Below are 23,827 nucleotides of genomic sequence, written 5' to 3'. Positions count from 1 at the left end.
GTGGCACTGCTGCGGCACGCATGCACTGAGCGCGCGCTCAGGCCCATGCTACTTGTGGGTAACGTAGCTGCACAGTCCCCCCGGCTGGAGCGGCGAACGTCACACCGCCCGGGCACCGCTCCACCCTGGATCTTGGCCGGAACTCGCCGCCGCTCCGCCTACGACACGCCCTGATCCAGCGCCGCCACCAGCGCGGGCGTCACCTGCTCCACCTGCCAGGGCCGGGCCCCGTGGCCCGCGAGGGCCGCGCCCACGGACTCGGCGTCGACGGTCGCCGGGGGCTCCCAGCAGACCCGGCGCACGGTGTCCGGCGTGATCAGGTTCTCCTGCGGCATGTTCAGGCGCTCGGCGAGCGCCGTGACCGCGGCCCGCGCGGCGGACAGCCGGGCCGCGGCGGCGGGGTCCTTGTCGGCCCACGCCCGCGGGGGCGGGGGGCCGGTCACCGGCTGGCCCGGCTGCGGCAGCTGCGACTCGGACAGCCCCCTGACCCGGTCGACCGCGGCCTGCCACTGCTCCAGCTGCCGGCGGTTGATCCGTCCGAAGCCGTGCAGGGCGGCGAGCGCGTGCGCGTTGGGCGGGAGTGCGAGCGCCGCCTCGACGATGGCCGCGTCCGCGAGCACCTTGCCCGGGGAGACGTCGCGGCGCTGCGCGATGCGGTCCCGGGTCTCCCACAGCTCCCGCACGACGGCGAGCTGACGCCGGCGGCGCACCTTGTGCATGCCGGAGGTACGGCGCCAGGGGTCCTTGCGGGGCTCGGCCGGCGGGGCGGACGCGATCGCGTCGAACTCCTGCCGCGCCCACTCCAGCTTCCCCTGCCGGTCCAGCTCCTTCTCCAGCGCGTCGCGCAGGTCGACGAGGAGCTCGACGTCGAGCGCGGCGTAGCGCAGCCACGGCTCGGGCAGCGGGCGGGTCGACCAGTCGACCGCCGAGTGGCCCTTCTCCAGCACGAAGCCCAGGACGTTCTCCACCATCGCGCCGAGTCCGACCCGCGGGAAGCCGGCGAGCCGCCCGGCCAGCTCGGTGTCGAAGATGCGGGTGGGCACCATCCCTATTTCGCGCAGGCACGGCAGGTCCTGGGTGGCCGCGTGCAGCACCCACTCCACGTCGGAGAGCGCGGCGCCCAGCCCCGACAGGTCCGGGCAGGCCACCGGGTCGATGAGCGCGGTGCCGGCGCCCGCGCGGCGCAGCTGCACGAGATACGCGCGCTGGCCGTAGCGGTAGCCGGAGGCACGCTCGGCGTCGACGGCGACGGGGCCGCTCCCGGCGGCGAAGGCGGCGGTCACCTCGGCGAGGGCGGACGCGTCGGCGATCACCGGCGGAACGCCCTCGCGTGGTTCGAGCAAGGGGGTCGGCGCCTGAGTCACAGAAGATCCGGCGTCGTCCGGAGGGGCGCCTCCGGTGGTTCGCAGTGAAGGGTCTGCTGCGGTTTCGTGGGCGTCGGTCACCTGTCAAGGGTATCCGTGGATCGACGGCGCCCGCCGACGGAACGTTCCGTCGGCGGGCGCCGGGGGGTCGTAAACCAGTCAGGTCAGTGAAAGATCCGCGTCAAGGAGAGGGAGCGGAGGGGGCGGCGGGGTGGGGGGAGGGGCGAGAAGAGGAGGGGAGAAGAGGAGGGGAGAAGAGAGGGGGAGCGGTCGGGACGGGACGGAGCGGTGGGTGCGGACTTCGCTCAGTGGATGATGCCGGTGCGCAGCGCCACCGCGACCATGCCGGCCCGGTCGCCGGTGCCGAGCTTGCGGGCGATGCGGGCCAGGTGGCTCTTGACGGTCAGGGCGGACAGTCCCATCGAGACGCCGATCGCCTTGTTCGACTGGCCCTCCGCGACCAGTCGCAGCACCTCGACCTCGCGGCCGGAGAGCTCGCGGTAGCCGCCCGGGTGGCTCGGGGCACCCGGGGGACGGCGGTGCAGACGGGCGGCGGCGGCGCCGATGGGGGCCGCGCCCGGCCGGGTGGGGAGCCCGACGTTGGTACGGGTACCGGTGACGACGTAGCCCTTCACTCCGCCGGCGAGGGCGTTGCGTACGGCGCCGATGTCGTCGGCGGCGGACAGGGCGAGCCCGTTGGGCCAGCCCGCGGCACGGGTCTCCGACAGCAGGGTCAGGCCGGAGCCGTCGGGGAGGTGGACGTCTGCGACACAGATGTCGCGGGGGTTGCCGATGCGGGGACGAGCCTCCGCGACGGACGAGGCCTCGATGACGTCGCGAACACCGAGGGCCCACAGATGGCGGGTGACGGTGGAACGGACGCGGGGGTCGGCCACGACCACCATGGCGGTCGGCTTGTTCGGGCGGTAGGCGACCAGGCTTGCAGGCTGCTCGAGGAGAACGGACACCAGGCCTCCTGGGGAGTGGGACGGGGCCGGCTCGTGGGGGTGAAGCCGGGACGAACCGTGCTTTCAAGGTCACAGTCGTCTTCGGCACCGAACCCGTCCGCCTTTAGAGAATGATCACGATCTAGTGAGTAACAATCCGAGCAATTCGGACACGCGGTCGATCATTCGAAGATCAAACGGTTTCGCACTTTGTCGATAACGGGCCGAAAGTTGTCGTGTCGACAAAGTGACGGAACGTTTCCCGGGCCGGACGGGACCCGGGTGCACAGCAGGGGAGGGTACGGAGGAAGGAGAGAGAGGGAGAACCCGGAGGAAGCGCGGACCTAGCGCGACTGCGGGCCGCGGCGCTGCGGCAGCGTGACGATCGACGAGTCTCCCGGCGTGGCCGGCGGAAGGCCCGCGACCTGGGCCAGCAGGTCGCACCACGAGGCGAGGTGGGCGGTGGTGTCCGGGACGCCGCCCAGACCCTCGCGGGGCGTCCAGGACGCCCGGATCTCGATCTGCGAGGCGGACGGGCGGGCCGAGAGCCCACCGAAGTAGTGGGAACTGGCCCGCGTGACGGTGCCGCTGGGCTCGCCGTACGCCAGCCCGCGGGCCTGCAATGCCCCGGTGAGCCACGACCAGCACACCTCCGGCAGCAGCGGGTCCGCGGCCATCTCCGGCTCCAGCTCCGCCCGCACCAGCGTCACCAGCCGGAAGGTGCCCCGCCAGGCGTCGTGCCCGGCCGGGTCGTGGAGCAGCACCAGCCGGCCGTCCGCGAGGTCGTCGTCGCCGTCGACCACCGCGGCCTCCAGCGCGTACGCGTACGGGGCGAGCCGCTGGGGTGCGCGCGTCGCCTCCACCTCGATCTGCGGCCGCGGCCGCGCCGCCTTGAGCGCCTCGACGGCGGCCGTGAAGGCCGACGGTGCCGTGCTCCCCGTATCCCGGGCCCCCTCCTCTGTACCCTTCTGTTCGTCCATTCCGCCAGCGCCGTCCGACAGTCGTCCCTGAGCCGCAGCCATGCGGGGAAGATTAAGCGGAACAGCGCCTCGGCGCAGGGAGGGACACCCGCGTGCGGGCGCGATGTCCGGATCACGCGGCCCGGCGCGGGCGCCCCCGCGCCTCGCGCGCGCGGGCCCACCCGTGGTCCGGCGCGCCGGACGCGCCGTGCGAGACTTGCCGGTGTGAGTGCCAACCAGAGCCCCGCGGGCAAGCAGCCGACCGCCACGTACGACTCCGCGTTCCTCAGGGCGTGCAGGCGTGAGCCGGTGCCGCACACCCCCGTGTGGTTCATGCGGCAGGCCGGTCGCTCGCTGCCCGAGTACCTCAAGGTGCGCGAGGGCATCCCGATGCTCGAGTCCTGCATGCGGCCCGAACTGGTCGCCGAGATCACCCTCCAGCCGGTGCGCCGGCACGGCGTGGACGCGGCGATCTACTTCAGCGACATCGTGGTCCCGCTCAAGGCCATCGGCATCGACCTCGACATCAAGCCGGGCGTCGGCCCGGTGGTCGAGAAGCCGATCCGCACCCGCGCGGACCTGGCACGGCTGCGCGACCTGACCCCCGAGGACGTCTCCTACGTCACCGAGGCCTTCGGCCTGCTCACCCGCGAGCTGGGCGCCACCCCGCTGATCGGCTTCGCCGGCGCCCCGTTCACCCTGGCGAGCTACCTCGTGGAGGGCGGCCCGTCCCGCAATCACGAGCACACCAAGGCGCTCATGTACGGCGACCCCGAGCTGTGGGCCGACCTCCTGGACCGGCTCGCCGACATCACGGCCGCCTTCCTCACCGTGCAGATCGAGGCGGGCGCGAGCGCCGTCCAGCTCTTCGACTCCTGGGTCGGCGCCCTCTCGCCCGCCGACTACCGCCGCTCGGTGATGCCCGCCTCGCGCAAGGTCTTCGAGACGGTCGCCGGGTACGGCGTGCCGCGCATCCACTTCGGTGTCGGCACCGGCGAGCTCCTCGGCCTCATGGGCGAGGCCGGCGCGGACGTCGTCGGCGTCGACTGGCGCGTCCCGCTGGACGAGGCCGCCCGCCGCGTCGGCCCCGGCAAGGCGCTCCAGGGCAACCTGGACCCGGCCGTCCTCTTCTCCACGCGGGAGGCGGTCGAGACCAAGACCCGCGAGATCCTGGACGCGGCGGCGGACCTGGAGGGCCATGTCTTCAACCTCGGCCACGGCGTCCTGCCCACCACCGACCCGGACGCGCTGACCCGCCTCGTGGAGTACGTCCACACGCAGACCGCTCGCTGAGGCGTCCCGCGGGTCGCTCGGCCCGCGGCTCAGCCGACGAACAGCAGAGCGAGGGCCAGGGCGACGAGCAGCCCTCCGTAGAAGCAGGCGGGGGTGGGCGAGAACGTCGCCTTCAGCCTCCCCGCGCGCTCCCGGCCCGGTGCCACGTCCATGGTGAAGGGCTCCACGGCCGGCCCCGGACGCCGCACCCGGTCGTAGAGCCGCCGGAACAGCCGCTCCTGGTAGACGAAGTGCCCGTCGAGGAACCAGAAGGCCACGACGGGCACGAAGCTGACCAGCGCGACGGACGCGTCGTCGTTGCCGACCGCGAAGGCGAGCAGCGCGCCGGTGAGCGTCAGCGACCAGCCCTTGATCACGAACGAGTTGCTGCCCATCCGGGCCACCGTCAGCTGGATCAGCTCCAGATGCCTGATCCGGGCCTCGTCCAGTACCGGCCCGTCCACCGTCGCCATCGGTCCCCCCAAGCCGTAGACCCTGTGCCCCGGGGAGCTTACCCAGCCCCCCCCACCACCCCCGGCCAGGGGAGCAGCACGCCGACGACGAAACCGACCCTGAACGCTCGCGCGCGGGCGTACGTATGTCCACCCAACCGCCCGCGGTCCGGGGAAGGCGGGGCGCGGGGACGACGTGAGGAACAGGCGATGAGTGAACGGGTCACACCGGCACCGGTGATGCACGCCCTGCCCGACGGCGAGGCCGAGGTCGCCCTCGTGCTGCGGCTGCCCTGGGAGGACGTCGCCCGGCTCGGTCAGGAGGCCGGGCGGCTGGCCGCGCGGATGCAGCGGCCGGTGACGCTGGACGAGGCGGTGAGCCACCGGCTGCGCTCCGCGCGGGGCGCGGCGCACGCCAGACCGGCCGGCGAGCAGCCGCCCGCGGCCGGCGGCCCGGCACCGCTGCCCGCACAGGCGCCGGCGACCGCCCCGGCGTCGGTCTCGTCCCTGCCGTCACGGCCCCCCGCCGAGCAGGCCCGGCAGGCCATCGACCGGATCAACGGCACGGCGTAGCGGACCTCCTCAGGCCTGCTGCCCCACCGCCCTCGTCGCCTTGCGGGCGGCCACCAGCACGGGGTCCCAGACCGGTGAGAAGGGCGGCGCGTAACCGAGGTCCAGGGCCGTCATCTGCTCCACCGTCATCCCGGCCGTGAGGGCCACCGCGGCGACGTCGACCCGTTTCCCCGCGCCCTCGCGGCCGACGATCTGGACGCCGAGCAGCCGGCCGGTGCGCCGCTCGGCGAGCATCTTCACCGTCATGGAGGACGCGCCCGGGTAGTAGCCGGCGCGGCTGGTGGACTCGATGGTGGCCGTGACGAACCGCAGCCCCGCCCGCAGCGCGTCCTTCTCGCGCAGCCCGGTCCGCGCGATCTCCAGGTCGCAGACCTTGCTGACGGCCGTGCCGACCACGCCCGGGAAGGTGGCGTAACCGCCGCCCACGTTGGTGCCGATGACCTGCCCGTGCTTGTTTGCGTGCGTGCCGAGCGGGATGTGCCGTTCCTGCCCGGAGACCAGGTCGAGCACCTCCACGCAGTCGCCGCCCGCCCAGATGTTCTCGTGCCCGCGCACCCGCATGGCCCGGTCGGTCAGCAGCCCCCCGTGCGCCCCCAGCGGAAGACCGGCCGCCTCGGCGAGCGCGGTCTCCGGGCGCACGCCGATGCCCAGCACCACCACGTCCGCCGGGAACTCGGCCTCCTCGGTGGCGACCGCGCGGACCCGGCCCTCGTCCCCGGTGAGCACCTCGGTGGCCTCGGTGCCGTTCACCATGGTGATGCCCAGGCCCTCCATGGCCTCGTGCACCATGCGGCCCATGTCCGGGTCGAGGGTGGACATCGGCTCCCGGCCGCGGTTGACGACCGTCACCTCGTACCCGCGTTTGATGAGGGCCTCGGCCATCTCCACGCCGATGTACCCGGCGCCGACGACCACCGCGCGGCGGCCGCGCGTGTGTTCCAGCGTGTCGAGCAGCGCCTGGCCGTCGTCCAGGGTCTGCACCCCGTGCACGCCGGGCGCGTCGATGCCCGGCAGACCGGGGCGGATCGGACGGGCGCCGGTCGCGATCACGAGCTTGTCGTACGGCGTCCAGGCCTCCGTCCCGGAGTCGAGGTCCCGCGCGCGCACCCGCCGGCCGGTGACGTCGATCTCCGTGACCTCGGTGCGCGTCCGCAGGTCGATGTCCCGGGCGCGGTGCTCCTCGGGCGTCCGGGCGATCAGCTGGTCCCGGTCGGTGACGTCGCCGCCGACCCAGTACGGGATGCCGCAGGCCGAGAACGAACTGAAGTGACCCCGCTCGAAGGCGACGATCTCCAGTTCGCCGGGGCCCTTCAGCCGGCGTGCCTGTGACGCCGCGGACATCCCCGCGGCGTCACCGCCGATCACCACCAGCCGCTCTCCGGCCCGCCCGTTACCGCTCGCAGCGTTCATGCTCATGAGGAACACGCTACGGGGGCGGGGCCTTTCAGTCCTGGGCGCCGGTCCCCTCCCGGCGGCCGGGGCCGCCCTCCGGCGCGGGACGGGCCGTCGGCAGCGGCGCCGGGGCCGCGGGCACCCCGGCCGCAGGCGCCGCGGGCACCGGCGCCGCGCGGCGCGGCAGCCGGGGCCGCAGCACCCGCAGCCACAGCAGCACCAGCAGCGCCGCCACCACGGCGAACGGCAGCACCGCGCCGAGCGCCACCGCAAGCCAGCGCAGCATCGTCACGAAGGCGTCCCAGCCGCCGGCCAGCGCGTCGGTGAAGCCGGGGTCCTCGTCCTCGTCGGCCCGCTCGACCGGTGTCTCGGACAGGGAGAGGGTGAGGGTGGCGAGGCTGGTGCGGTCCTTCAGGGCCGCCTGCCGGGCGAGCAGCGCCTCCAGCTCCGCCTGACGGGTGCTCAGCTCACCCTCCAGCGTCACCACGTCGGCGAGCTTCGTCGCCCGGTCCATCAGCTCCCGGACGCGGGCCACGCTGGCACGCTGCGACGTCACGCGGCTGTCCACGTCCACGACCTGGTCGGTGACGTCCTCCGCCTTCGCGCGGCGTTCGAGGAGCTTGCCGGTGCCCTCCAGTTCCTCGAGCACCTCCTCGTAGCGCTCCACGGGCACCCGCAGGACGACCCGGGTCCGCTCGTGGCCCTCCTCGTCCCGGGTGGTGGTCTCGTCTCCGACGTACCCGCCGGCGTCCTCGGTGGCGGCACGGGCCGCGGTCAGGGCCTTCGGCGCGTCCTCGACCTGGACGGTCAGGGAGGCGGTCCGGATGACGTGGGCGGGTGCGAGCTGCGGCGGCGCGGTCGCCCTGGCGCCGTCGGCCCCGCCGCCCGCCGCGCCCGCCCGGTCCTCGGCACCCGCCTCCGCCCGCGCACCCTCCTGGGGCGCGGCCACCTTGGCGTCACCGCCCGCGTCGGAGTCGGCGCCCGAGCCGCTGCAGCCGGTGAGGACGAGGGCCGCGGCCAGCAGCAGGCCGGCCAGGGCGCGGGCGGGCGGCGTGGAACGCCGGGCTGCTCGTCGTACGTGCATGTGGGTACCCCCCGGGGTGTGTGACGACTGACGCTCCTTCGACGCGCGGAGGGCCCCCGACGACGGCGCGGAACGGTCCCGAACAGGTCACGGTCCGGACTCGCGGAGCCGGCACGGGCGACCGGCCTGGCGGCGTCGCTGTCGGTGCGGTCTGAGACGCTGGGTGCATGGACGAGAGCGAGACCGGCGTGAACCTGACCTCCGCGGACCCGGGGCATGTCGTCGTCGTCGGAGCCGGCATCGCCGGACTGGCCGCCGCCCACCGGCTGCTGGCCCGCGGCGCGCGGGTGACCGTGCTGGAGGCGTCGGACCGCGTCGGCGGCAAGCTGCTGCCCGGCGAGATCGCCGGTGTACGCGTCGACCTCGGCGCCGAGTCGCTCCTGGCCCGCCGCCCGGAGGCCGTGGGCCTGGCCCGCGAGGCGGGCCTCGCCGACCGCCTCCAGCCCCCCGCGACCGCGTCGGCCTCGCTGTGGACCGGCGGCACCCTGCGCCCCATGCCCAAGGGCCATGTCATGGGCGTCCCGGGCACCGCGGCCGCGCTGTCCGGGATCCTCTCCGCGGAGGGCCTCGCCCGCATCGAGCGCGACGCCGAGCTGCCCCGCACCGAGGTCGGCGACGACGTCGCGGTGGGGGAGTACGTGGCGGCGCGCCTCGGCCGCGAGGTCGTCGACCGCCTCGTCGAACCGCTGCTGGGCGGCGTCTACGCCGGTGACGCGTACCGCATCTCGCTGCGCTCGGCCGTGCCCCAGCTCTTCGAGGCCGCCCGTACCCACACCTCCCTCACCGAAGCGGTCCGCGCGATCCAGGGCAGGACGGCCACTTCGCCCGCGACCGGCCCGGTGTTCACGGGTATCGAGGGCGGCGTCGGCACCCTCCCGCTCGCCGTCGCCGAGTCGGTGCGCGCCCGGGGCGGCGAGATCGTCACGGGCGCCCCGGTGACGGAGCTGCGCCGCACCGCCCCGGACGGCTGGCGGATCGTCGCCGGCGACCGGGTGCTGCACGCCGGCGCGGTCGTCGTCGCCGTCCCCGCCGGCCCCGCCGCCGAGCTGCTGCGCGCCGAGGCCCCCGCCGCCGCGGCCGAGCTGGCCGCCGTCGAGTACGCCTCCATGGCCCTGATCACCCTTGCCTACCGCCGCTGCGACGCCGCCGCCCTCCCCGACGGCAGCGGCTTCCTCGTGCCGCCGGTCGAGGGACGCACCGTCAAGGCGTCGACCTTCGCCTCCCGCAAGTGGGGCTGGATCGCCGACGAGGACCCGGACCTGGTCGTCCTGCGCACCTCCGTCGGCCGCTACGGGGAGACGGAGATCCTCGGCCGCGACGACGCCGGCCTGGTCGCCGTCTCCCGGCACGACCTGGCGGCGGCCACGGGGCTGACGGCCGAGCCCGTCGCCGCCCGCGTCACCCGCTGGCAGGACGGCCTGCCCCAGTACCCCGTCGGTCACCACGCGCGCGTGGCCCGCGTCCGCGCGCACGTGGGCAGGGTCCCGGGCCTCGCCGTGTGCGGCGCGGCCTACGACGGCGTCGGGATCCCGGCGAGCATCGCGAGCGCCTACGCGGCCGTGGACCGGCTCCGGGGCGACTCGCGGGGTGTGGAGGAGCTCACCGCCCACCCGGTGCAGAGCCTGCACGGCGGAGCGGGAGAATAGGGCCATGAGTGACGACGCCTCCACCCCCGCCGCCGAGCGCATCCCGAACAAGGGCAAGCTGGCCAAGGACCTCAACGAGGTCATCCGCTACACCCTCTGGTCCGTCTTCAGGCTGAAGGACACGCTGCCGGAGGACCGGGCGGGCTGGGCCGACGAGGTCCAGGAGCTGTTCGACCAGCTCGCCGCCAAGGACGTCACCGTCCGCGGCACCTACGACGTGTCCGGTCTGCGCGCCGACGCCGACCTCATGATCTGGTGGCACGCGGAGACCGCCGACGAGCTGCAGGAGGCGTACAACCTCTTCCGCCGCACGAAGCTCGGCCGCGCCCTGGAGCCCGTCTGGTCGAACATGGCGCTGCACCGCCCCGCCGAGTTCAACCGCTCGCACATCCCGGCGTTCCTGGCCGACGAGACGCCCCGCGACTACATCAGCGTCTATCCGTTCGTGCGCTCCTACGACTGGTACCTGCTGCCCGACGAGGACCGCCGCCGCATGCTCGCCGACCACGGCAAGATGGCCCGCGGCTACCCGGACGTGCGCGCCAACACGGTCGCCTCCTTCTCGCTGGGCGACTACGAGTGGATCCTCGCCTTCGAGGCCGACGAGCTGTACCGCATCGTCGACCTCATGCGTCACCTGCGCGCCTCCGAGGCCCGTATGCACGTCCGCGAGGAGGTCCCCTTCTACACCGGGCGCCGCAAGGACATCGCGGAGCTGGTGGCCGGGCTCGCCTGATCAGGACGTCGGTGCCGCGGCCCCGGTCGGCCGCGGCTCCGGACGCGGGGCGCACGACGCGTCCCGCGCCGGGAGGCGGCCCTCCAGCAGGTACGCCTCCAGGTGCCCGTTGACGCACGCGTTCGCCCCGCCGGCGATGCCGTGCGTACCGGCGTCGCGCTCGGTCACCAGCACCGAGCCCGACAGCCGCCGGCGCAGCTCCAGCGCGCCGTCGTACGGAGTGGCCGCGTCCCGCTCCGCGGCCAGCACCAGCGTCGGCGGCAGCTCACCCGGACCGGTGCGCACGTCCAGGGGCCGCTGCCGGGGAGCCCGCCAGTAGGCGCACGGCAGGTTGGTCCACACGTTGTCCCACGTCTCGAACGGCGCCCGGCGCGCCAGCCGTGTGTTGTCCCGGTCCCACACCTCGAACTCGGTGGGCCAGGGCGCGTCGTTGCACTCGACGGCCGTGTACACGGCGTTGGAGTTCTCCGCCCCGGCCGCCCCCTCCGCGGTGCGGGTACCCGCCTGCTCGACCAGCGGCCGCGGGTTCCCCCGCAGATAGGCCGACAGCGCCTCGGCACGGTGCGGCCAGTAGTCGTCGTAGTACCCGGCCCGCAGGAACGCCCCCTGCAACTGCGCGGGCCCCACCGTCCCGCCCGCCGGCTTCGCGGCGAGCCGCGTGCTCGCCTCCTCGTAGCTGTTCTGCACCTCCCGCGCCGTGTCCCCGAGGCCGTACACGGCGTCGTGCTCGGCCATCCACTCCTTGAAGTCCGTCCAGCGGTCCTCGAACGCCTCGGACTGCTCCAGGTTGTTGCGGTACCAGACCTGCTCCGGGTCGGGGTTCACCACCGAGTCGAACACCATCCGCCGCACGCGCGAGGGGAACAGCTCCGCGTACAGCGCCCCCAGGTAGGTGCCGTAGGACGCGCCCACGAACGTGAGCCGCCGCTCGCCCAGCGCGGCCCGTACCACCTCCAGGTCGCGGGCGTTGTTGAGGGAGTGGTAGTGGCGCAGCGCCCGCCCGGCCCGGTCCGCGCAGCCGCGCGCGTACGCCTCGGCCTCGGCGGCGCGCTCCCGCTTGTACGCGTCCGACGGCCGCGTCGGGGCCGGCCGGGGACCCTTGAAGAAGTCGCCGGGGTCCTGGCAGGACAGCGGCGCGGAGGGCGCGACCCCGCGCGGGGCGTACCCGACGAGGTCGTACGCCGCCGCGATCCGCTTCCACGCGGGCACCATCCCGACCAGCGGGAAGTACAGCCCCGAACCGCCCGGACCGCCCGGGTTGTACAGCAGGGCGCCCTGGCCGGGCACCTTGCGCCTGCCGTCGTCAGGGTCCCCGTGGGTGGCCCGCACGCGGCTGACGGTGAGCCGGAGTTGCTCCCCGTCGGGGTGGGCGTAGTCCAGGGGCACGGTGACCGTGCCGCAGCGGACGGTGTGCGGCAGGCCCTCGGCCTCGGGGCACCCGCCGAAGTCGATGCCGGCCGCCGCCGCGCGCTCGGCGGCCACGGCGGTGCCGCGCGTCTCGGCGGCACCGGGTGCGGCCGGACCCGCCTGCGCCGGACCGGCGGTCAGGGCGGTCAGCAGCAAGGACCCGGCGGCCGAGTAGAGGGCGGCAGCTCGCATCGCGTATCCCTTCCATGCACACGGGGTGACACAAGGGATGGTTGGTTCGAGGGCGGGGCGGGGCAAGCACCGACGGCGGGTGTCGCCCTCGCGTGCGCCCGTGCGCCCCCGGCGCGTCAGCCCCGCGGGTCGTCGTGCCCCTCGGGGTGCTCGCCGACGTACCGCTCGCGGTGGGCGAAGGCCGCGCGCAGGTCCGGTTCGCCGATCGCGTGGACCCCGCGCACGGCGACCGAGGTGAGGTACGTGCGGTCGTCGGCGGTGCCGTCGGCCTGCCGCACCAGGCTGCCGATCAGCCGCTGCCCGGCCGGTGAGGCCCACCGGGAGTACGGGTGGACCTCCATCCGCGTGATGGCGAGGCATCCGAGGGTCAGGGCGAGGGGCAGCGCGAACCACAGGGCGATCAGCAGGCGCGGCTGGTCGGCGGGGAGTGGCAGCGCCGGCGCGGCGGCGCCCAGCGCGCACACGGCGAGGGCGGCGACGCGCACCCGCCGCACCCCGGCCGCGATGCCGCGCCCGTCGTCCGGCACGGCGAGGCCAGCGCTGACCAGCCGGTCGGCCAGGACCCGCACCGCGTCCGCGGCGGCGGCGGTGGACCGCACCGGCGCTATCCGGGACTGCCCGCCGGGGCCTATCGCCCCTATGACCGAGCGCTCCATGTCGTCGCGCCCGCACGGGTCGACGACGGTCGCCCAGCCGGTGTGCGCGAGCAGCAGGCGGCGCTGGCGCGCCATGGAGACCAGGGTCAGGTCGGCGACCCGCCGAGGGCCGCCGGAGAGGAACGCCGCCTCGTACAGCGTCAGCGCGTGCTCGCGGTCGGCGGTGTGCGGGCCGACGGCCGCCGCGCGCACCGCGGCCAGGCACAGCCGCAGGCACGCCAGACCGGCGATCGACCAGGCCAGCAGGAGGAGAAGCACCCAGAACATGCCGTACTTCTATGCCACAGGCTTTCGCCGGCGCCATGGCCTGTTCACATTTCGGGACGCAGTGTTGTGGGTATGTGACGTTCCGTTTGAGATGCCGGGCCGCTGTCAGCGACGCAGCAGAACGCGCCTGGTCGCACGGGCCAGCCGGGCCCCGGGCCGTCCCGCACGCGGCACCGGCCCCGACCGCTCCAGCCACCACCGGCGCAACGCATGGCGCGCCCGTTCGTCCTTCGGCCGGCCGTCCCGCAGCAGCTGTTCGACGAAGTCGAGGGCGTCCCGCCGGTAGCCGCCGGTCATCGGCCGGTGCTGGGCGTGGGCGAGGAAGGCCGGACGGTACTCCGCGCCGAGGATCACCGGCAGCTCGGGCGCGACCTTCGCGACCACGTCCGCCCGCTTGGCGGCGAGCGCCCGCGCCTGGACCCCCAGCCGCACCCGGTCGAACCCCTCGGGCACGGGGGTGCCGGCGACCAGCGCGGACAGCAGCGCGGTCTGCGCGAGGGCGAGCCGCTGCCGTACGGCGTCGCCGGCACCGGGCTCGACGGCCGCGGTGCGCGGCGGGGCGGTCCGCTCCGCGCCGGGCGGCCCGCCCGCCGCCCGGCCCTTGCCCACCGCGACCCGGATCGCCTCGACCTCGTCCTCCAGCTCCGCCGCGTCGGGGAAGTTCTCGTCGCGTTCCAGCAGGACGCCGGGGGGTGTGACGCGCGAGGCGAGGTCGGTGAGGATGTCGAGCACCGGCTGCGGCACGGCGTGGGCGTGGCTGTCGTGCCAGACGCCGTCCCGTTCGAAGCCGCCCGCGACGTGGACGTAGGCGAGGGCTTCGAGGGGGAGTTCGGCGAGGGCCCGGGCGGGGTCCTCGCCGCGGTTGACGTGGTTGGTGTGCAGGTTCGCCACGTCGATCAGCAGCCGCACGCCCGTCCGGTCGGCCAGCTCGTACAGGAACTGCCCCTCCGTCATCTCCTCGCCCGGCCAGGAGAAGAGCGCGGCGATGTTCTCCACGGCGAGCGGCACGGGCAGCGCGTCCTGTGCGATGCGCACGTTCTCGCACAGCACGTCAAGGGCGTCGCGGGTACGCGGCACGGGGAGCAGGTGCCCGGCCTCCAGCCGCTCGGACGCGGTCATCGGCCCCCCGGCCCGGACGAACGCGATGTGCTCGGTGACCAGCGGCGACCCCAGCGCCTCGGCCCGCTCGGCCAGCGCCGCCATGCGTCCGGCGTCCGGCCGCCCGGCGTCACCCAGGCCGAGCGAGACCCCGTGCGGCACGACGGTCACGCCCCGCTCACGCAGGCGCAGCAGCGAGTCGGGCAGATGCCCGGGGCAGAGGTTCTCCGCGACGGCCTCGACCCAGTCGATGCCGGGCATCCGCTCGACGACGTCCGCGATCTCCGGACGCCAGCCGATTCCCGTTCCCAGTCGCATGATGCGATCCATGGTTCCGTCCCCCTCCTGCGAACATGTCGGGGGTATCGCCCACCCCGCCGGGCCCGAACCCCGAGCAGGGCATGTTCAGAGCAACATCTGAGGTTCGCGGCGGCGGCACCGGTCAGCGCAGGCCGAGCCGCATCAGCACCCGGGGGTGTCCGGCCAGCACCGAGGTGGTGTCGGCGGCGTGGACGAACCCGGCCCGCTCGAAATTGCTCCGGATGCCCGCGTACGCCATGGTCGGGTCGACGCGGGCGCCCCCGTTGTCCAGGGGGTACGCCTCGACGGCCGGGGCGCCCCGGGAGCGGGCGAAGCCGACCGCCCCGGCGATGAGGGCGTGCGAGATCCCCCGCCCCCGGTGACCGGGGCGTACCCGGACGCACCACAGCGACCAGACGGGCAGGTCGTCGACGTGGGGGATCGTGCGGCTGCGTGCGTAGGAGGTGTCCGCGCGCGGCGCCACGGCGGCCCAGCCGACGGGCTGGTCACCGTCGTACGCGAGGACGCCCGGGGACGGCCCGGTACGGCACAGCGCCTCGACGAACGCGCCGCGGGCCGGGCCGCGCAGCTCGTTGTTCACCTGGGAGGGGAGGCGGTGGCTCAGGCACCAGCAGACGTTTGCCGTGGGCGACTTGGGGCCGAGCAGCGTCCGGACGTCCTCGAAGACCGAGGCAGGGCGGACGTCGACGGTCATGCGACCCACGATGCCACGGGGCAGGGTGCGACGCCCGGGAACCGCCCGCCCCGGTGCCCGCTCACCGCAACGCCGGATGGTCCGCCACCACCGTGCACGATCCCGGCGCGATCTCCGTGTACCCGGCGTCCCGGACCACGGGCAGGCCGCTCGTGGTGAGGGCGGGCCACCGCTCCGGCGCGGAGGTACGCACCGCCAGGGGGTAGCCGGCGTCCCGCCAGGCGGCACGGGCCGCGTCGTCCAGCTCCCACCAGGCGAGCTGGGCGCCGTGCCCGGCCTGCGCCATCGCCTTGCCCGCCGACATGTCCAGGCCGGGATTCATCCACAGGACGGGCACGGCGGGGTCCGCGCCGCCCGGCGGTTCCGGGTCGTCCAGGTCGGTGCCGGAGACCTGGAGGCGGGCCAGGTCCTTCGGCCAGCCGTCCAGCGGGACCGGCGGGAAGACCCGCACCTCGGCCGCCCTGCCGGTGACCGTGATGCCGGGCAGCGCCTCGGCCCGCCGCCACTCGGCGCCGCGCGCCCGTCGCACGACCTTGCGGATGCGCGCGTCCTGCCAGTCCCGCATCGCCTCCGCCCACACGCCGTCGCCGCTCGACCGCTCGTCGCCGAGCATCACCAGCACCGCCCGGGCCGCCGTCTCCAGCGCGTCGGTACGGGGCGGCGGCGCGGCGCGCTCGATGCGGACGACCAGCGGCAGGACGAACTGCGGTGCGAGGTCGCGGTCGCCGGGCCCGGGGCGGAAGGGGGAGTCGGGGAGGGGCGTCGTCGGCTCGTTGCTCACGCCCACCAGTCTGCCAAGCGCCCGGGGCGCGGGAGGACGGCCCCGGCGGATCAGCCCGAGCAGGCCGTCCGCTGGGCCTCCTGCCACTCGCAGCGCGGGCACATGGTGATCCCCTTGTACGACTCGGCGTACTCGGTCGGCTCCCGGCACAGCACGCACTCCGCGTACGGCGGGCCGTCGGCTTTCGGCGGCCGGGAGCCGTCGATCAGGCAGTAGTCGTTCGGGTCGGAGTCGTCGTCACCGCTCATACCTCCAGCGTAGGCCCGTCAGCGGCGGCCGTTCCCGGCGCCGATCAGCTCCGACACCTTGACGAAGCGGTAGCCCCTGCTCCGCAGCTCGGGGACGATCGTCCGCACCGCCTGCTCGGTGACCGGGGCGGCGCTGCGGGTGCAGTGCATGACGACGACCGACCCCGGCCGCACCCCGTCCAGCACCTGCCGGGCCACCGCGTCGGCGTCGGTCGCGAAGGCGTCCCCGCTCACCACGTCCCACTGCACGGCGGTGACCCCGGTGGCGGTCAGCGCCTTGAGGGCGCCGTCGTCGTAGCAGCCGCCGGGGAAGCGGAAGTACGGCATCGCCTTCGCCACCCCGGCCTCGCGGAACGCCGTGTACGCCCGCTCCACGTCGGCCCGCATCCGGTCCTCGGGCACGGTCGGCAGGCCGTAGCAGTCGTCGGTGTAGGCGTGGTGGCTGTAGGAGTGGTTGGCGACCTCGAACCGCGGGTCCCGGCCGATGGAGCGGGCCGCGTCCGGGTACTCCTCGGCCCACCGGCCGGTCATGAACACGGTCGCCGGCACCTTCAGCGTCCGCAGGGCCTCGATCAGCCGCGGGTTGTCGAACCGCTCGCCGGCCGCCGCCCGGGGCCCCTGGTCGGCGGTCATGTCGGCGTCGAAGGTGAGGGCGACGGTCTTGCCCCCGGCCCGCGGACCGTGCTCGAAGACGGGGGTCAGACCCGCGGGGCCGGGAGCGAGCGTCGGAGGCCCCGACGGGGCGGCCGCCTTCGAGGGAGCGGCGGAGGGCGCGGACGGGGCCGGGCGGGGCGCCTGCGGGACCTCGGCGGTCCCGCAGGCGGTGAGAGCGGCGCCCGCGAGGCAGAGAACGGTGGCACGTCGTACGAGAGCGATCACCGTACGAACGTATAAGTGTGTTGTTCGGTATGTATGACTATGTGGGGTGACGTGCCCGGGAGGTCACCCTCCCGGGTCAGATGTCCCGCCGCTCCAGCGGCTTCGTCGCCGGTCCCTCGATCACATTGCCGTCCGTGTCGAAACGGGAACCGTGGCAGGGGCACTCCCAGGCGCGCTCGGCCGCGTTGAAGTCGACCAGGCACCCGAGGTGGGTGCAGCGCGGCGAGAGGGCGTGCAGCGCGCCGGCCTCGTCCCGGTAGACCGCGAGCCGGTCACCGCCCGCCCGTACGACGGCACCCTCGCCCGGCGGCAGGGCGTCGACCGGGGGCGCGGGCTTCAGCCGGTCGCCGACGAAGTGGCCGGCCACCTGGGCCTGCGTCTTGAGGAACGTCGGCGCCTCGCGCACCGCCGTACGCAGCCGGCGCGGGTCGTACAGGGCGCTCCACGCGCACTCCTCGCCGGTGATCTGCGCGGTGAGCAGCCGGCCCGCCATCATGCCGCCGCTCAGCCCCCAGCCGCCGAACCCCGTGGCGACGTACGTGTGGTGCGCGCCCGGGTGCAGCGGGCCCACCATCGGCACGGTGTCGGTGGGGTCGATGTCCTGCGTGGCCCAGGCGTGGGTGAGGTCGACGCCGGGGAAGTGCTCGCGGGCCCACGCGGACAGGCGGTCGAAGCGCTGCCGGGTGTCGCCCGTGCCGGGGGTGAAGTGCTCCCCGGTGACGACGAGCAGCCGGCGGCCCGGGTCGTCCAGGGGCGCCGTACGGACCGAGCGCGTGTTCTCCTCGGGCGTGATGTACATGCCCTCCACGTCGCGGCCGGCCTCGATGCTCCCCGCCACCACCAGTTCCCGGCGCGGGGAGAGACGGGCGAACAGCAGGGCCCGGTCGAAGATCGGGTAGTGCGTGGCCACCACGACGTCCCGGGCGGTGACCGTCGCTCCCGCCTCCGTCCGCACACGGCACGGCTCGCCCTCGTCCAGTCCCTGCACGGTGGTGTCCTCGAAGATCCGCCCGCCGTGCGCCTCCAGGTCGTCGGCGAGGGCCAGCAGGTACTTGCGCGGGTGGAACTGCGCCTGCCCGGTGACCTCGACCGCGCCCGCGACCGGGAAGGGCAGCCCCGTCTCCGTCGTGAACGACGCCGGCAGTCCCGCCTCCCGCGCGGCGGCGGCCTCGGCCCGCAGTTCGTCCACCCGGCCCTCGTCGCGGACGTAGGTGTAGGCGCTGCGGGTCTCCCAGTCGCAGTCGATGCCCAGCTCGGCCACGACGTCGGCCGCGTGCGCGATCGCCTCCGACTGGGAGCGGGCGTACAGGCGGGCGCCCTCGGGACCGCGGGTGCGGCGCAGCTTGTCGTAGACCAGCGAGTGCAGGGCGGTGAGCTTGGCGCTGGTGTGGCCGGTGACGCCGGCGGCCACCCGCCCGGCCTCCAGCACCGCCACGCTCCGCCCGGCCCGGGTCAGCTCCCAGGCCGCGCTGAGCCCGGCGACGCCGGCGCCGATCACGGCGACGTCGACGTCGAGGTCCTCCGCGAGGGCCGGCCGGGGCGCGCCGCCCGGCGCCGTCTGCAACCAGTACGAGCCGTTGACCTGCGCTTTCTCCGTCATGAGGTCTTGAGTACCCCGTTGTCACGGCTTCAGTGGCCGGGCGTGCGTCCGCCGGAGGGACGGGGTCCCCCGGGCGGACGCGTCCGGCGCGCTCTACCTGCGCCAGGGCCCCGTCACCGCGAAGGTCGTGCCGGGCGTGTAGCAGTTGACGTACATCGTGTCGCCGTCGGGGGAGAAGGTGACCCCGGCGAACTCGCCCCACTCCGGTTCGTCCGGCGACCCGATGTTCTGGGCGCCGCGGGCCATCGCGTAGACCTCGCCGCGCCGGGTCACGCCGTAGACGTGCTGGGCGCCGTTGCCGTCCTCGCAGACCATGAGGCCGCCGCTGGGGGCCAGGCAGATGTTGTCGGGGGACTCGCCGGGCAGTTGGACGTCGGTGTCCGGGCCGAAGACGATCACCAGGGTCAGGCGGCGCCTCTCGGGGTCGTAGCGCCAGATCTGGCCGTAGTGGTCGGCCGCCGACCCCTCCGCGCTGCGGGCGAAGGAGGAGACGAAGTACACGCTGCGGCCGCCCCAGTAGCAGCCCTCCAGCTTCTGCGCGTGCGTGACGCCGCCCCGGCCGAAGTCCTGGTGCCGGATGGGCGTCCCGGTGGCCAGCGGGTCGGGTACGTCGATCCACTGGACGCCGTCGAACTCGGCGCCGGTCTCCTGGATCGACGACAGGTCGGGCACCCCGGGCACGCGCATCGCCTGGAGCCGTCCGCCCGCCCGCAGCGAGCCCCTGCCGCCCAGCGGCTTCTCGGGCAGGAACCGGTAGAAGAGGCCGAAGGGACGCTCGAACGCGTCCTCCGTCTCGTACACGACGCCCCGCCGCGGATCCACGGCGATCGCCTCGTGCTGGAAGCGGCCCATCGCGGTCAGCGGTACCGCGCCCGTGCGGCGCGGGTCGGCGGGGTCGACCTCGAAGATGAAGCCGTGGTCCTTGGTGTAGCCGTTGGTCCCCGCCTTGTCCTCGGTCTCCTCGCAGGTCAGCCAGGTGTGCCAGGGGGTGGGCCCGCCGGCGCAGTTGACCGCCGTCCCGGCGATCGCGACCCGCTCGTCACGGACGTGGCCCCGGGAGTCCAGGGTCAGGGCCGTGCAGCCGCCCTTGCCCTCCGGGTCGTACGTCAGGCCCTCGACCGTGGGGACCGGGATGCGGCCGTCGGCGCGGTTCTCGTGGTTGCGCACCAGGTGAACGCCGCCGGGCCGGCCGGAGGAACGCGCGGGGAAGGCCGCCATGCCGTCGTGGTTGGACGGCACCGGGCCCTCGCCCGAGCGCAGCTGGTCGCCCTCGCGGGACAGGACCCGGTAGCGGAATCCTTTCGGCAGATCGAGGAGACCGTCGGGGTCGGGGATCAGGGGGCCGTAGCCGGTGTGGCCGAGGGACTGCGCGGCGGCGGTGCCGGCGAAGAGTTCGGAGAGGGCTCCGGTGAAGGCGATGCCTGCGCCGAGGGCGCCGGTGCGGGCCAGGACCTGACGTCGTGTTGCGGACATGGGGCGACCTTCCTGTTGGCGGACAGGACTGTGACCCGCTGTGTCTATCACCTGACCGGAGTCCCGGGAACCACGCGCGTAGAACGTGTCCCCGGTGTCCCCGGGCGCCCCACGACCTCCACCGGTGCTTCACCGCTCCACGGGGTGCTCCTGTGCCTTCTCCAGGAACCGGAGCAGTTCCACCGGGAAGGGCAGCACCAGCGTGGAGTTCTTCTCGGCGGCGACCGCCACCACCGTCTGCAGCAGCCGCAGTTGCAGGGCCGCGGGTGTCTCGGACATCTCCCGGGCGGCCTCGGCGAGCACCTTGGACGCCTGCAGCTCGGCGTCGGCGTTGATGACCCGGGCCCGGCGTTCCCGGTCGGCCTCGGCCTGGCGGGCCATGGAGCGCTTCATCGTGTCCGGCAGGGACACGTCCTTGATCTCCACCCGGTCGATCTGCACACCCCAGCCGACCGCCGGGCTGTCGATCATCAGCTCCAGGCCCTGGTTGAGCTTCTCGCGGTCGGACAGGAGGTCGTCCAGGTCGCTCTTGCCGATGATCGACCGCAGCGAGGTCTGCGCCATCTGCGAGACGGCGAACCGGTAGTCCTCGACCCGCACCAGCGCGTTGGCCGCGTCGACCACCCTGAAGTACACGACGGCGTCCACCCGCACGGTGACGTTGTCCCGGGTGATGCCCTCCTGGGCGGGCACCGGCAGCGTCACGATCTGCATGTTCACCTTGTGCAGCCGGTCCACGAACGGGACCACCATCGTGAAGCCGGGCTCCCGCACCCGACCCGCGAGCCGCCCGAGCCGGAAGACCACCCCGCGCTCGTACTGCTTGACGACCCGGGCGGCCGAGGCGAGGTAGAGGACACCGGCGCTCCCCGCGGCGGCGGCCGCGGTCAGCAGCTCCTGGACCATGACGACCTCCTCGTCCAGAGGCGGACGGAGATCCGTGCCAGGTGGCGCACGGAGGTCCGTTTCATCCGCCTCTGTCACGATAGGCCCGACGCCCGGTCCGAGGCCATGCCCCGGACCGGGCGCCGTCACCGCAGAGGTGGTCCCGACGGCGGGACTACACGGCCGCCTGCGCCGGTTCGGTGACCTTCACGGGGTCCGTCCCGGTCGCGCTGTGCCGCTCGGCCCAGTTCTCCAGCGCGGTGCGGCAGGCGTGGTCCAGGTGGTGCAGGCCGGACAGGTCCAGCTCGACCGGCCGGTCCTGCGGCAGCGCCTCCAGGCTCTCCAGGATCTTCGGCAGCCGCAGGAAGGTCGCGTTGCCCGACAGGTGCGCCTGGACGGGGCCGGCGCCCTTGTCGACGACCTCCAGCTTGAGGTGCGAGGCCTCCCAGGCGGTCTTGGCCACGGACAGCGCCAGACCGATCAGCACGCCCTCGAACATGTTCACGGCGACGATGGACACGGCCGTGACCACCAGGATCAGCGCCTCGCCCCGGTGTCCCCGCCACAGCGAGACGACACCGCGGAAGGGGATGAGCTTCCAGCCCGCGTGGACCAGGATGCCGGCCAGCGCGGGCAGCGGGATCAGTGCCAGCGCGGACGGCAGCAGCGCGGCGAACAGCAGCAGCCACACCCCGTGCAGCACCCGGGACGCCTTGGTCCGCGCGCCGGCGCTGACGTTGGCGGAGCTGCGCACGATGACCGCCGTCATCGGCAGTGCGCCGAGCAGGCCGCACACCGTGTTGCCCGCGCCCTGCGCCATCAGTTCCTTGTTGTACTCGGTGCGCGGGCCGCTGTGCAGCCGGTCCACCGCGGCGGCGCTGAAGAGGCTCTCCGCCGACGCGATCAGGGTGAAGGCCACGATCGTGCCGAGCAGGCCCACGTTCAGCAACTCGCCGAAGGCGTCGGCGCCCGGCGGCTGGATGGAGTCCAGCAGGCCGTTGACCTCGACGGTCGCGACCGACAGGCCGAACGCCGTGGTGACCGCCGTGGCCAGGACGACCGCGGCGAGCGCGCCGGGCACGGTCTGCGCCCGCCGGGGCAGCCGCTTCCACAGCACCATCACCGCGACGGTGCCCGCGCCGAGGGCGAGCGAGGTGAGCGCCTCGGTACTGCCCAGCGCGTCGGACACGGCCCCGGGCAGACCGGTGATCTTGTCGAGGCCGGAGGCGGGAGCGGTCAGTCCGGCCGCCGAGTACAGCTGGCCGGCGATGAGCACGAGGCCGATGCCGGCCAGCATGCCCTCGACCACGGACAGGGAGATCGCCCGGAACCAGCGCCCCAGCCTCAGGGCACCCATCACGAGCTGTATGAGACCGGCGGCCAGCACGATCACGCCGAGCGCGGGCAGCCCGTACGCGTCGACGGCGCCGAAGACCAGCACGGTCAGGCCGGCGGCCGGCCCGGACACCTGGAGACTGCTGCCCGGCAGCAGTCCGGTGACGATGCCGCCCACGATGCCGGTGACGAGGCCGAGTTCGGCCGGGACGCCGGAGGCGACGGCGACGCCCACGCACAGCGGGAGGGCGACCAGGAACACGACCAGGGAGGCGGTGACGTCCTGCCGCAGGTGCGGGAACCTGCGGAGGTTCTCGGTCGGGGCGCTCATGCCGGCGCTCACAGCGTCTCGAACGCGTCGGTGTCCGCGCGGTGCGCGCGCACGGCGCCGGTGTGGACCTCGTAGTACCAGCCGTGCATCCGCAGCCGGCCCTCCGCCAGGCCGCGTTGCACGCACGGGTAGGAGCGCAGCCGCTGGAGCTGGGCGAGGACGTGGCCCTGGACGGCGTCGGCGACCGTCGGGTCGGCGGGGTCGCACGGCCTCGGCTCGTCCGCGGCGTGCGCGAGCCAGTCGCGCACGGCGGGTACGGCGCTCAGGTCGTCGCCGCGCACCAGCGCGCCGACGGCGCCGCAGTGCGAGTGGCCGCAGACCACGATGTCCGCGACCCCGAGCACCTGCACGGCGTACTCGATGGTGGCCGCCTCGCCGGAGGGGCTCTGGGCGCCGTACGCCGGGACGATGTTGCCCGCGGTGCGCAGCTCGAAGAGCCGGCCGGGCCGGGCGCCCGTGATCAGGGCCGGTACGACCCGGGAGTCGGAGCAGGTGATGAACAGGACTTCGGGCGACTGGCCTTGGGCGTGCCCGGCGAACTCCTCAGGGCGCTGTCCGTATGCGCGGGCGTTGTCGATGAGGGGCTGCATGATGCGGTGATTCCTCCTGGCGCGCGGTGGGGAGCGCGTCGGATGGGCAGGACGGTGGTGGGGGGTGCCGCCGGGCCCTCAGCAGCGGAAGACCTGGAGCGCCGCCGGCGAGAGGTCCGCCGCCCGTCTCGGCCGGTACTCGGCGGCGCCGCCGGACGGGTCGGGGGCGGACACCGCCGACGTGGCCTGCCGCGGCGGCGGCCACAGGAGGGCCTCGGGCTGGGGTGCGGCGGCGGGGCGGTGGCGGTCGCGGACGCGCGGGGCGGGGGCCGGTTTCCCGGAGCGCCCGGCGGTGTGGCAGGTGACGGTCTCGTCGTGCAGCACCGTGCCGGAAGGAGCGCCACCGGAACGGGCGTTGGCCACGGCCTCGCGGTCTGTGTGCGCGGATGCGAACGATGTTCCGGGGGTGAGGAACAAGAGCGCGATCAGGACGGCGGCGAGGAGCGGAATCAGGGTCCGGGCCGTCGTGCCTCGGAACATGCGCCCCCTCCAGGCCGTTCGTGTCGCTGGTCCATGACGGCGCAAGGTCAACGGGTCGTCAACACATGGTCAATGCGCGGTCAAGAAACACGTTAACCCTGCGGATTCGTTTGCAAGGTTAACGGAACGTTACGAGCAGGAGAGAGCCCGAAAATGGCGGGTGGG

Annotated in this window: 23 protein-coding genes; 4 read left to right on the top strand and 19 right to left on the bottom strand. The window is 74.3% G+C overall.

The window, feature by feature from the left end; translation table 11 throughout:
* Nucleotides 1-158 precede the first annotated feature (158 nt).
* The 3 genes from ACGF5T_RS22920 to ACGF5T_RS22910 form a co-directional block, all read right to left on the bottom strand.
* The gene (locus tag ACGF5T_RS22920) at nt 159-1,445 is read right to left on the bottom strand and encodes a ribonuclease D (RefSeq protein ID WP_361009273.1); all 1,287 of its coding nucleotides are present in this window, start codon (nt 1,443-1,445) and stop codon (nt 159-161) included.
* 224 nt (nt 1,446-1,669) lie between these two features.
* Complete coding sequence (locus ACGF5T_RS22915) at nt 1,670-2,332, bottom strand: response regulator transcription factor (protein ID WP_003972894.1); 663 nt, start codon at nt 2,330-2,332, stop codon at nt 1,670-1,672.
* Nucleotides 2,333-2,655: 323 nt separating this feature from the next.
* Nucleotides 2,656-3,333 carry a DUF3000 domain-containing protein gene (locus ACGF5T_RS22910; protein ID WP_356607560.1) on the bottom strand — a complete coding sequence of 226 codons (678 nt, stop codon included), beginning with the start codon at nt 3,331-3,333 and terminating at the stop codon, nt 2,656-2,658.
* Between the two features lie 162 nt (nt 3,334-3,495).
* Here ACGF5T_RS22910 and hemE point away from each other — a divergent pair, with 162 nt between their 5' ends.
* Entirely contained in the window at nt 3,496-4,563 is a 1,068-nt protein-coding gene (gene hemE, locus ACGF5T_RS22905; RefSeq protein ID WP_366767726.1) for a uroporphyrinogen decarboxylase, read from the top strand.
* 29 nt (nt 4,564-4,592) lie between these two features.
* Here hemE and ACGF5T_RS22900 read toward each other — a convergent pair whose 3' ends face one another.
* Nucleotides 4,593-5,015 carry a hypothetical protein gene (locus ACGF5T_RS22900; RefSeq protein WP_366767727.1) on the bottom strand — a complete coding sequence of 141 codons (423 nt, stop codon included), beginning with the start codon at nt 5,013-5,015 and terminating at the stop codon, nt 4,593-4,595.
* A 189-nt stretch (nt 5,016-5,204) separates the two neighbouring features.
* On the opposite strand from ACGF5T_RS22900, the gene ACGF5T_RS22895 reads away from it, so the two are divergent.
* Nucleotides 5,205-5,567 (top strand): hypothetical protein, encoded by a 363-nt coding sequence (locus ACGF5T_RS22895; RefSeq protein ID WP_356607554.1) that lies wholly within the window; start codon nt 5,205-5,207, stop codon nt 5,565-5,567.
* Nucleotides 5,568-5,576: 9 nt separating this feature from the next.
* On the opposite strand, the gene ACGF5T_RS22890 is transcribed toward ACGF5T_RS22895, so the two are convergent.
* Together ACGF5T_RS22890 and ACGF5T_RS22885 are read right to left on the bottom strand one after the other, a co-directional pair.
* Nucleotides 5,577-6,983: an FAD-dependent oxidoreductase gene (locus ACGF5T_RS22890; RefSeq protein ID WP_392888999.1), complete on the bottom strand. Its 1,407-nt coding sequence runs from the start codon at nt 6,981-6,983 to the stop codon at nt 5,577-5,579.
* Nucleotides 6,984-7,011: 28 nt separating this feature from the next.
* Nucleotides 7,012-8,043 (bottom strand): DUF4349 domain-containing protein, encoded by a 1,032-nt coding sequence (locus ACGF5T_RS22885; protein WP_366767728.1) that lies wholly within the window; start codon nt 8,041-8,043, stop codon nt 7,012-7,014.
* Nucleotides 8,044-8,210: 167 nt separating this feature from the next.
* Here ACGF5T_RS22885 and hemG point away from each other — a divergent pair, with 167 nt between their 5' ends.
* Both hemG and hemQ read left to right on the top strand, forming a co-directional pair.
* Complete coding sequence (gene hemG, locus ACGF5T_RS22880; RefSeq protein ID WP_366767729.1) at nt 8,211-9,689, top strand: protoporphyrinogen oxidase; 1,479 nt, start codon at nt 8,211-8,213, stop codon at nt 9,687-9,689.
* Nucleotides 9,690-9,693: 4 nt separating this feature from the next.
* Entirely contained in the window at nt 9,694-10,425 is a 732-nt protein-coding gene (gene hemQ / locus ACGF5T_RS22875) for a hydrogen peroxide-dependent heme synthase (protein ID WP_361009287.1), read from the top strand.
* Here hemQ and ACGF5T_RS22870 read toward each other — a convergent pair whose 3' ends face one another.
* The 13 genes from ACGF5T_RS22870 to ACGF5T_RS22810 all read right to left on the bottom strand — a co-directional run bounded on the left by ACGF5T_RS22870 (nt 10,426) and on the right by ACGF5T_RS22810 (nt 23,662).
* On the bottom strand, nt 10,426-12,024 hold the full coding sequence (locus ACGF5T_RS22870; protein WP_361009290.1) for an alpha/beta hydrolase: 1,599 nt from the start codon (nt 12,022-12,024) through the stop codon (nt 10,426-10,428).
* A gap of 116 nt (nt 12,025-12,140) precedes the next feature.
* A complete protein-coding gene (locus tag ACGF5T_RS22865; RefSeq protein ID WP_356607544.1) occupies nt 12,141-12,947 on the bottom strand; it encodes a TIGR04222 domain-containing membrane protein in 807 nt (268 codons plus the stop codon).
* A gap of 105 nt (nt 12,948-13,052) precedes the next feature.
* A complete protein-coding gene (locus tag ACGF5T_RS22860) occupies nt 13,053-14,366 on the bottom strand; it encodes a DUF692 domain-containing protein (protein ID WP_366767774.1) in 1,314 nt (437 codons plus the stop codon).
* A 121-nt stretch (nt 14,367-14,487) separates the two neighbouring features.
* Nucleotides 14,488-15,060 (bottom strand): GNAT family N-acetyltransferase, encoded by a 573-nt coding sequence (locus ACGF5T_RS22855; RefSeq protein WP_366767730.1) that lies wholly within the window; start codon nt 15,058-15,060, stop codon nt 14,488-14,490.
* 61 nt (nt 15,061-15,121) lie between these two features.
* Complete coding sequence (locus ACGF5T_RS22850; RefSeq protein ID WP_366767731.1) at nt 15,122-15,841, bottom strand: peptidyl-tRNA hydrolase; 720 nt, start codon at nt 15,839-15,841, stop codon at nt 15,122-15,124.
* 50 nt (nt 15,842-15,891) lie between these two features.
* Nucleotides 15,892-16,089, bottom strand: coding sequence for a hypothetical protein (locus ACGF5T_RS22845; protein ID WP_356607536.1), 198 nt, complete (start codon nt 16,087-16,089; stop codon nt 15,892-15,894).
* A gap of 18 nt (nt 16,090-16,107) precedes the next feature.
* Nucleotides 16,108-16,968 carry a polysaccharide deacetylase family protein gene (locus ACGF5T_RS22840; RefSeq protein ID WP_366767732.1) on the bottom strand — a complete coding sequence of 287 codons (861 nt, stop codon included), beginning with the start codon at nt 16,966-16,968 and terminating at the stop codon, nt 16,108-16,110.
* Nucleotides 16,969-17,044: 76 nt separating this feature from the next.
* Complete coding sequence (locus tag ACGF5T_RS22835; protein ID WP_366767733.1) at nt 17,045-18,568, bottom strand: FAD-dependent oxidoreductase; 1,524 nt, start codon at nt 18,566-18,568, stop codon at nt 17,045-17,047.
* Between the two features lie 93 nt (nt 18,569-18,661).
* The gene (locus tag ACGF5T_RS22830) at nt 18,662-20,041 is read right to left on the bottom strand and encodes a PhoX family protein (protein WP_356607530.1); all 1,380 of its coding nucleotides are present in this window, start codon (nt 20,039-20,041) and stop codon (nt 18,662-18,664) included.
* A 129-nt stretch (nt 20,042-20,170) separates the two neighbouring features.
* The gene (locus ACGF5T_RS22825; RefSeq protein ID WP_356607528.1) at nt 20,171-20,947 is read right to left on the bottom strand and encodes a slipin family protein; all 777 of its coding nucleotides are present in this window, start codon (nt 20,945-20,947) and stop codon (nt 20,171-20,173) included.
* Nucleotides 20,948-21,101: 154 nt separating this feature from the next.
* Complete coding sequence (locus ACGF5T_RS22820) at nt 21,102-22,592, bottom strand: SulP family inorganic anion transporter (RefSeq protein WP_366767734.1); 1,491 nt, start codon at nt 22,590-22,592, stop codon at nt 21,102-21,104.
* Nucleotides 22,593-22,600: 8 nt separating this feature from the next.
* The gene (locus ACGF5T_RS22815) at nt 22,601-23,182 is read right to left on the bottom strand and encodes a carbonic anhydrase (protein WP_366767735.1); all 582 of its coding nucleotides are present in this window, start codon (nt 23,180-23,182) and stop codon (nt 22,601-22,603) included.
* Between the two features lie 78 nt (nt 23,183-23,260).
* Nucleotides 23,261-23,662, bottom strand: coding sequence for a hypothetical protein (locus ACGF5T_RS22810; protein ID WP_356607522.1), 402 nt, complete (start codon nt 23,660-23,662; stop codon nt 23,261-23,263).
* Between the last annotated feature and the right edge of the window lie 165 nt (nt 23,663-23,827).

It is taken from the genome of Streptomyces sp. NPDC047853 (genome assembly GCF_043204535.1).
Lineage (GTDB): Bacteria > Actinomycetota > Actinomycetes > Streptomycetales > Streptomycetaceae > Streptomyces.
Note: the sequence above shows the minus strand (reverse complement) of the source record. Positions and strands in the feature narration are given on the sequence as shown.

Coding starts and splice junctions, on each gene's coding strand:
- ACGF5T_RS22815 (WP_366767735.1), bottom strand. CDS start 23,182: ATGCAGCCCCTCATCGACAACGCCCGCGCATACGGACAGCGCCCTGAG.
- ACGF5T_RS22865 (WP_356607544.1), bottom strand. CDS start 12,947: ATGTTCTGGGTGCTTCTCCTCCTGCTGGCCTGGTCGATCGCCGGTCTG.
- ACGF5T_RS22820 (WP_366767734.1), bottom strand. CDS start 22,592: ATGAGCGCCCCGACCGAGAACCTCCGCAGGTTCCCGCACCTGCGGCAG.
- hemG (WP_366767729.1), top strand. CDS start 8,211: ATGGACGAGAGCGAGACCGGCGTGAACCTGACCTCCGCGGACCCGGGG.
- ACGF5T_RS22885 (WP_366767728.1), bottom strand. CDS start 8,043: ATGCACGTACGACGAGCAGCCCGGCGTTCCACGCCGCCCGCCCGCGCC.
- ACGF5T_RS22810 (WP_356607522.1), bottom strand. CDS start 23,662: ATGTTCCGAGGCACGACGGCCCGGACCCTGATTCCGCTCCTCGCCGCC.
- ACGF5T_RS22835 (WP_366767733.1), bottom strand. CDS start 18,568: ATGACGGAGAAAGCGCAGGTCAACGGCTCGTACTGGTTGCAGACGGCG.
- ACGF5T_RS22910 (WP_356607560.1), bottom strand. CDS start 3,333: ATGGCTGCGGCTCAGGGACGACTGTCGGACGGCGCTGGCGGAATGGAC.
- ACGF5T_RS22845 (WP_356607536.1), bottom strand. CDS start 16,089: ATGAGCGGTGACGACGACTCCGACCCGAACGACTACTGCCTGATCGAC.
- ACGF5T_RS22900 (WP_366767727.1), bottom strand. CDS start 5,015: ATGGCGACGGTGGACGGGCCGGTACTGGACGAGGCCCGGATCAGGCAT.
- ACGF5T_RS22830 (WP_356607530.1), bottom strand. CDS start 20,041: ATGTCCGCAACACGACGTCAGGTCCTGGCCCGCACCGGCGCCCTCGGC.
- ACGF5T_RS22870 (WP_361009290.1), bottom strand. CDS start 12,024: ATGCGAGCTGCCGCCCTCTACTCGGCCGCCGGGTCCTTGCTGCTGACC.
- ACGF5T_RS22855 (WP_366767730.1), bottom strand. CDS start 15,060: ATGACCGTCGACGTCCGCCCTGCCTCGGTCTTCGAGGACGTCCGGACG.
- ACGF5T_RS22825 (WP_356607528.1), bottom strand. CDS start 20,947: ATGGTCCAGGAGCTGCTGACCGCGGCCGCCGCCGCGGGGAGCGCCGGT.
- hemQ (WP_361009287.1), top strand. CDS start 9,694: ATGAGTGACGACGCCTCCACCCCCGCCGCCGAGCGCATCCCGAACAAG.
- ACGF5T_RS22895 (WP_356607554.1), top strand. CDS start 5,205: ATGAGTGAACGGGTCACACCGGCACCGGTGATGCACGCCCTGCCCGAC.
- ACGF5T_RS22890 (WP_392888999.1), bottom strand. CDS start 6,983: ATGAGCATGAACGCTGCGAGCGGTAACGGGCGGGCCGGAGAGCGGCTG.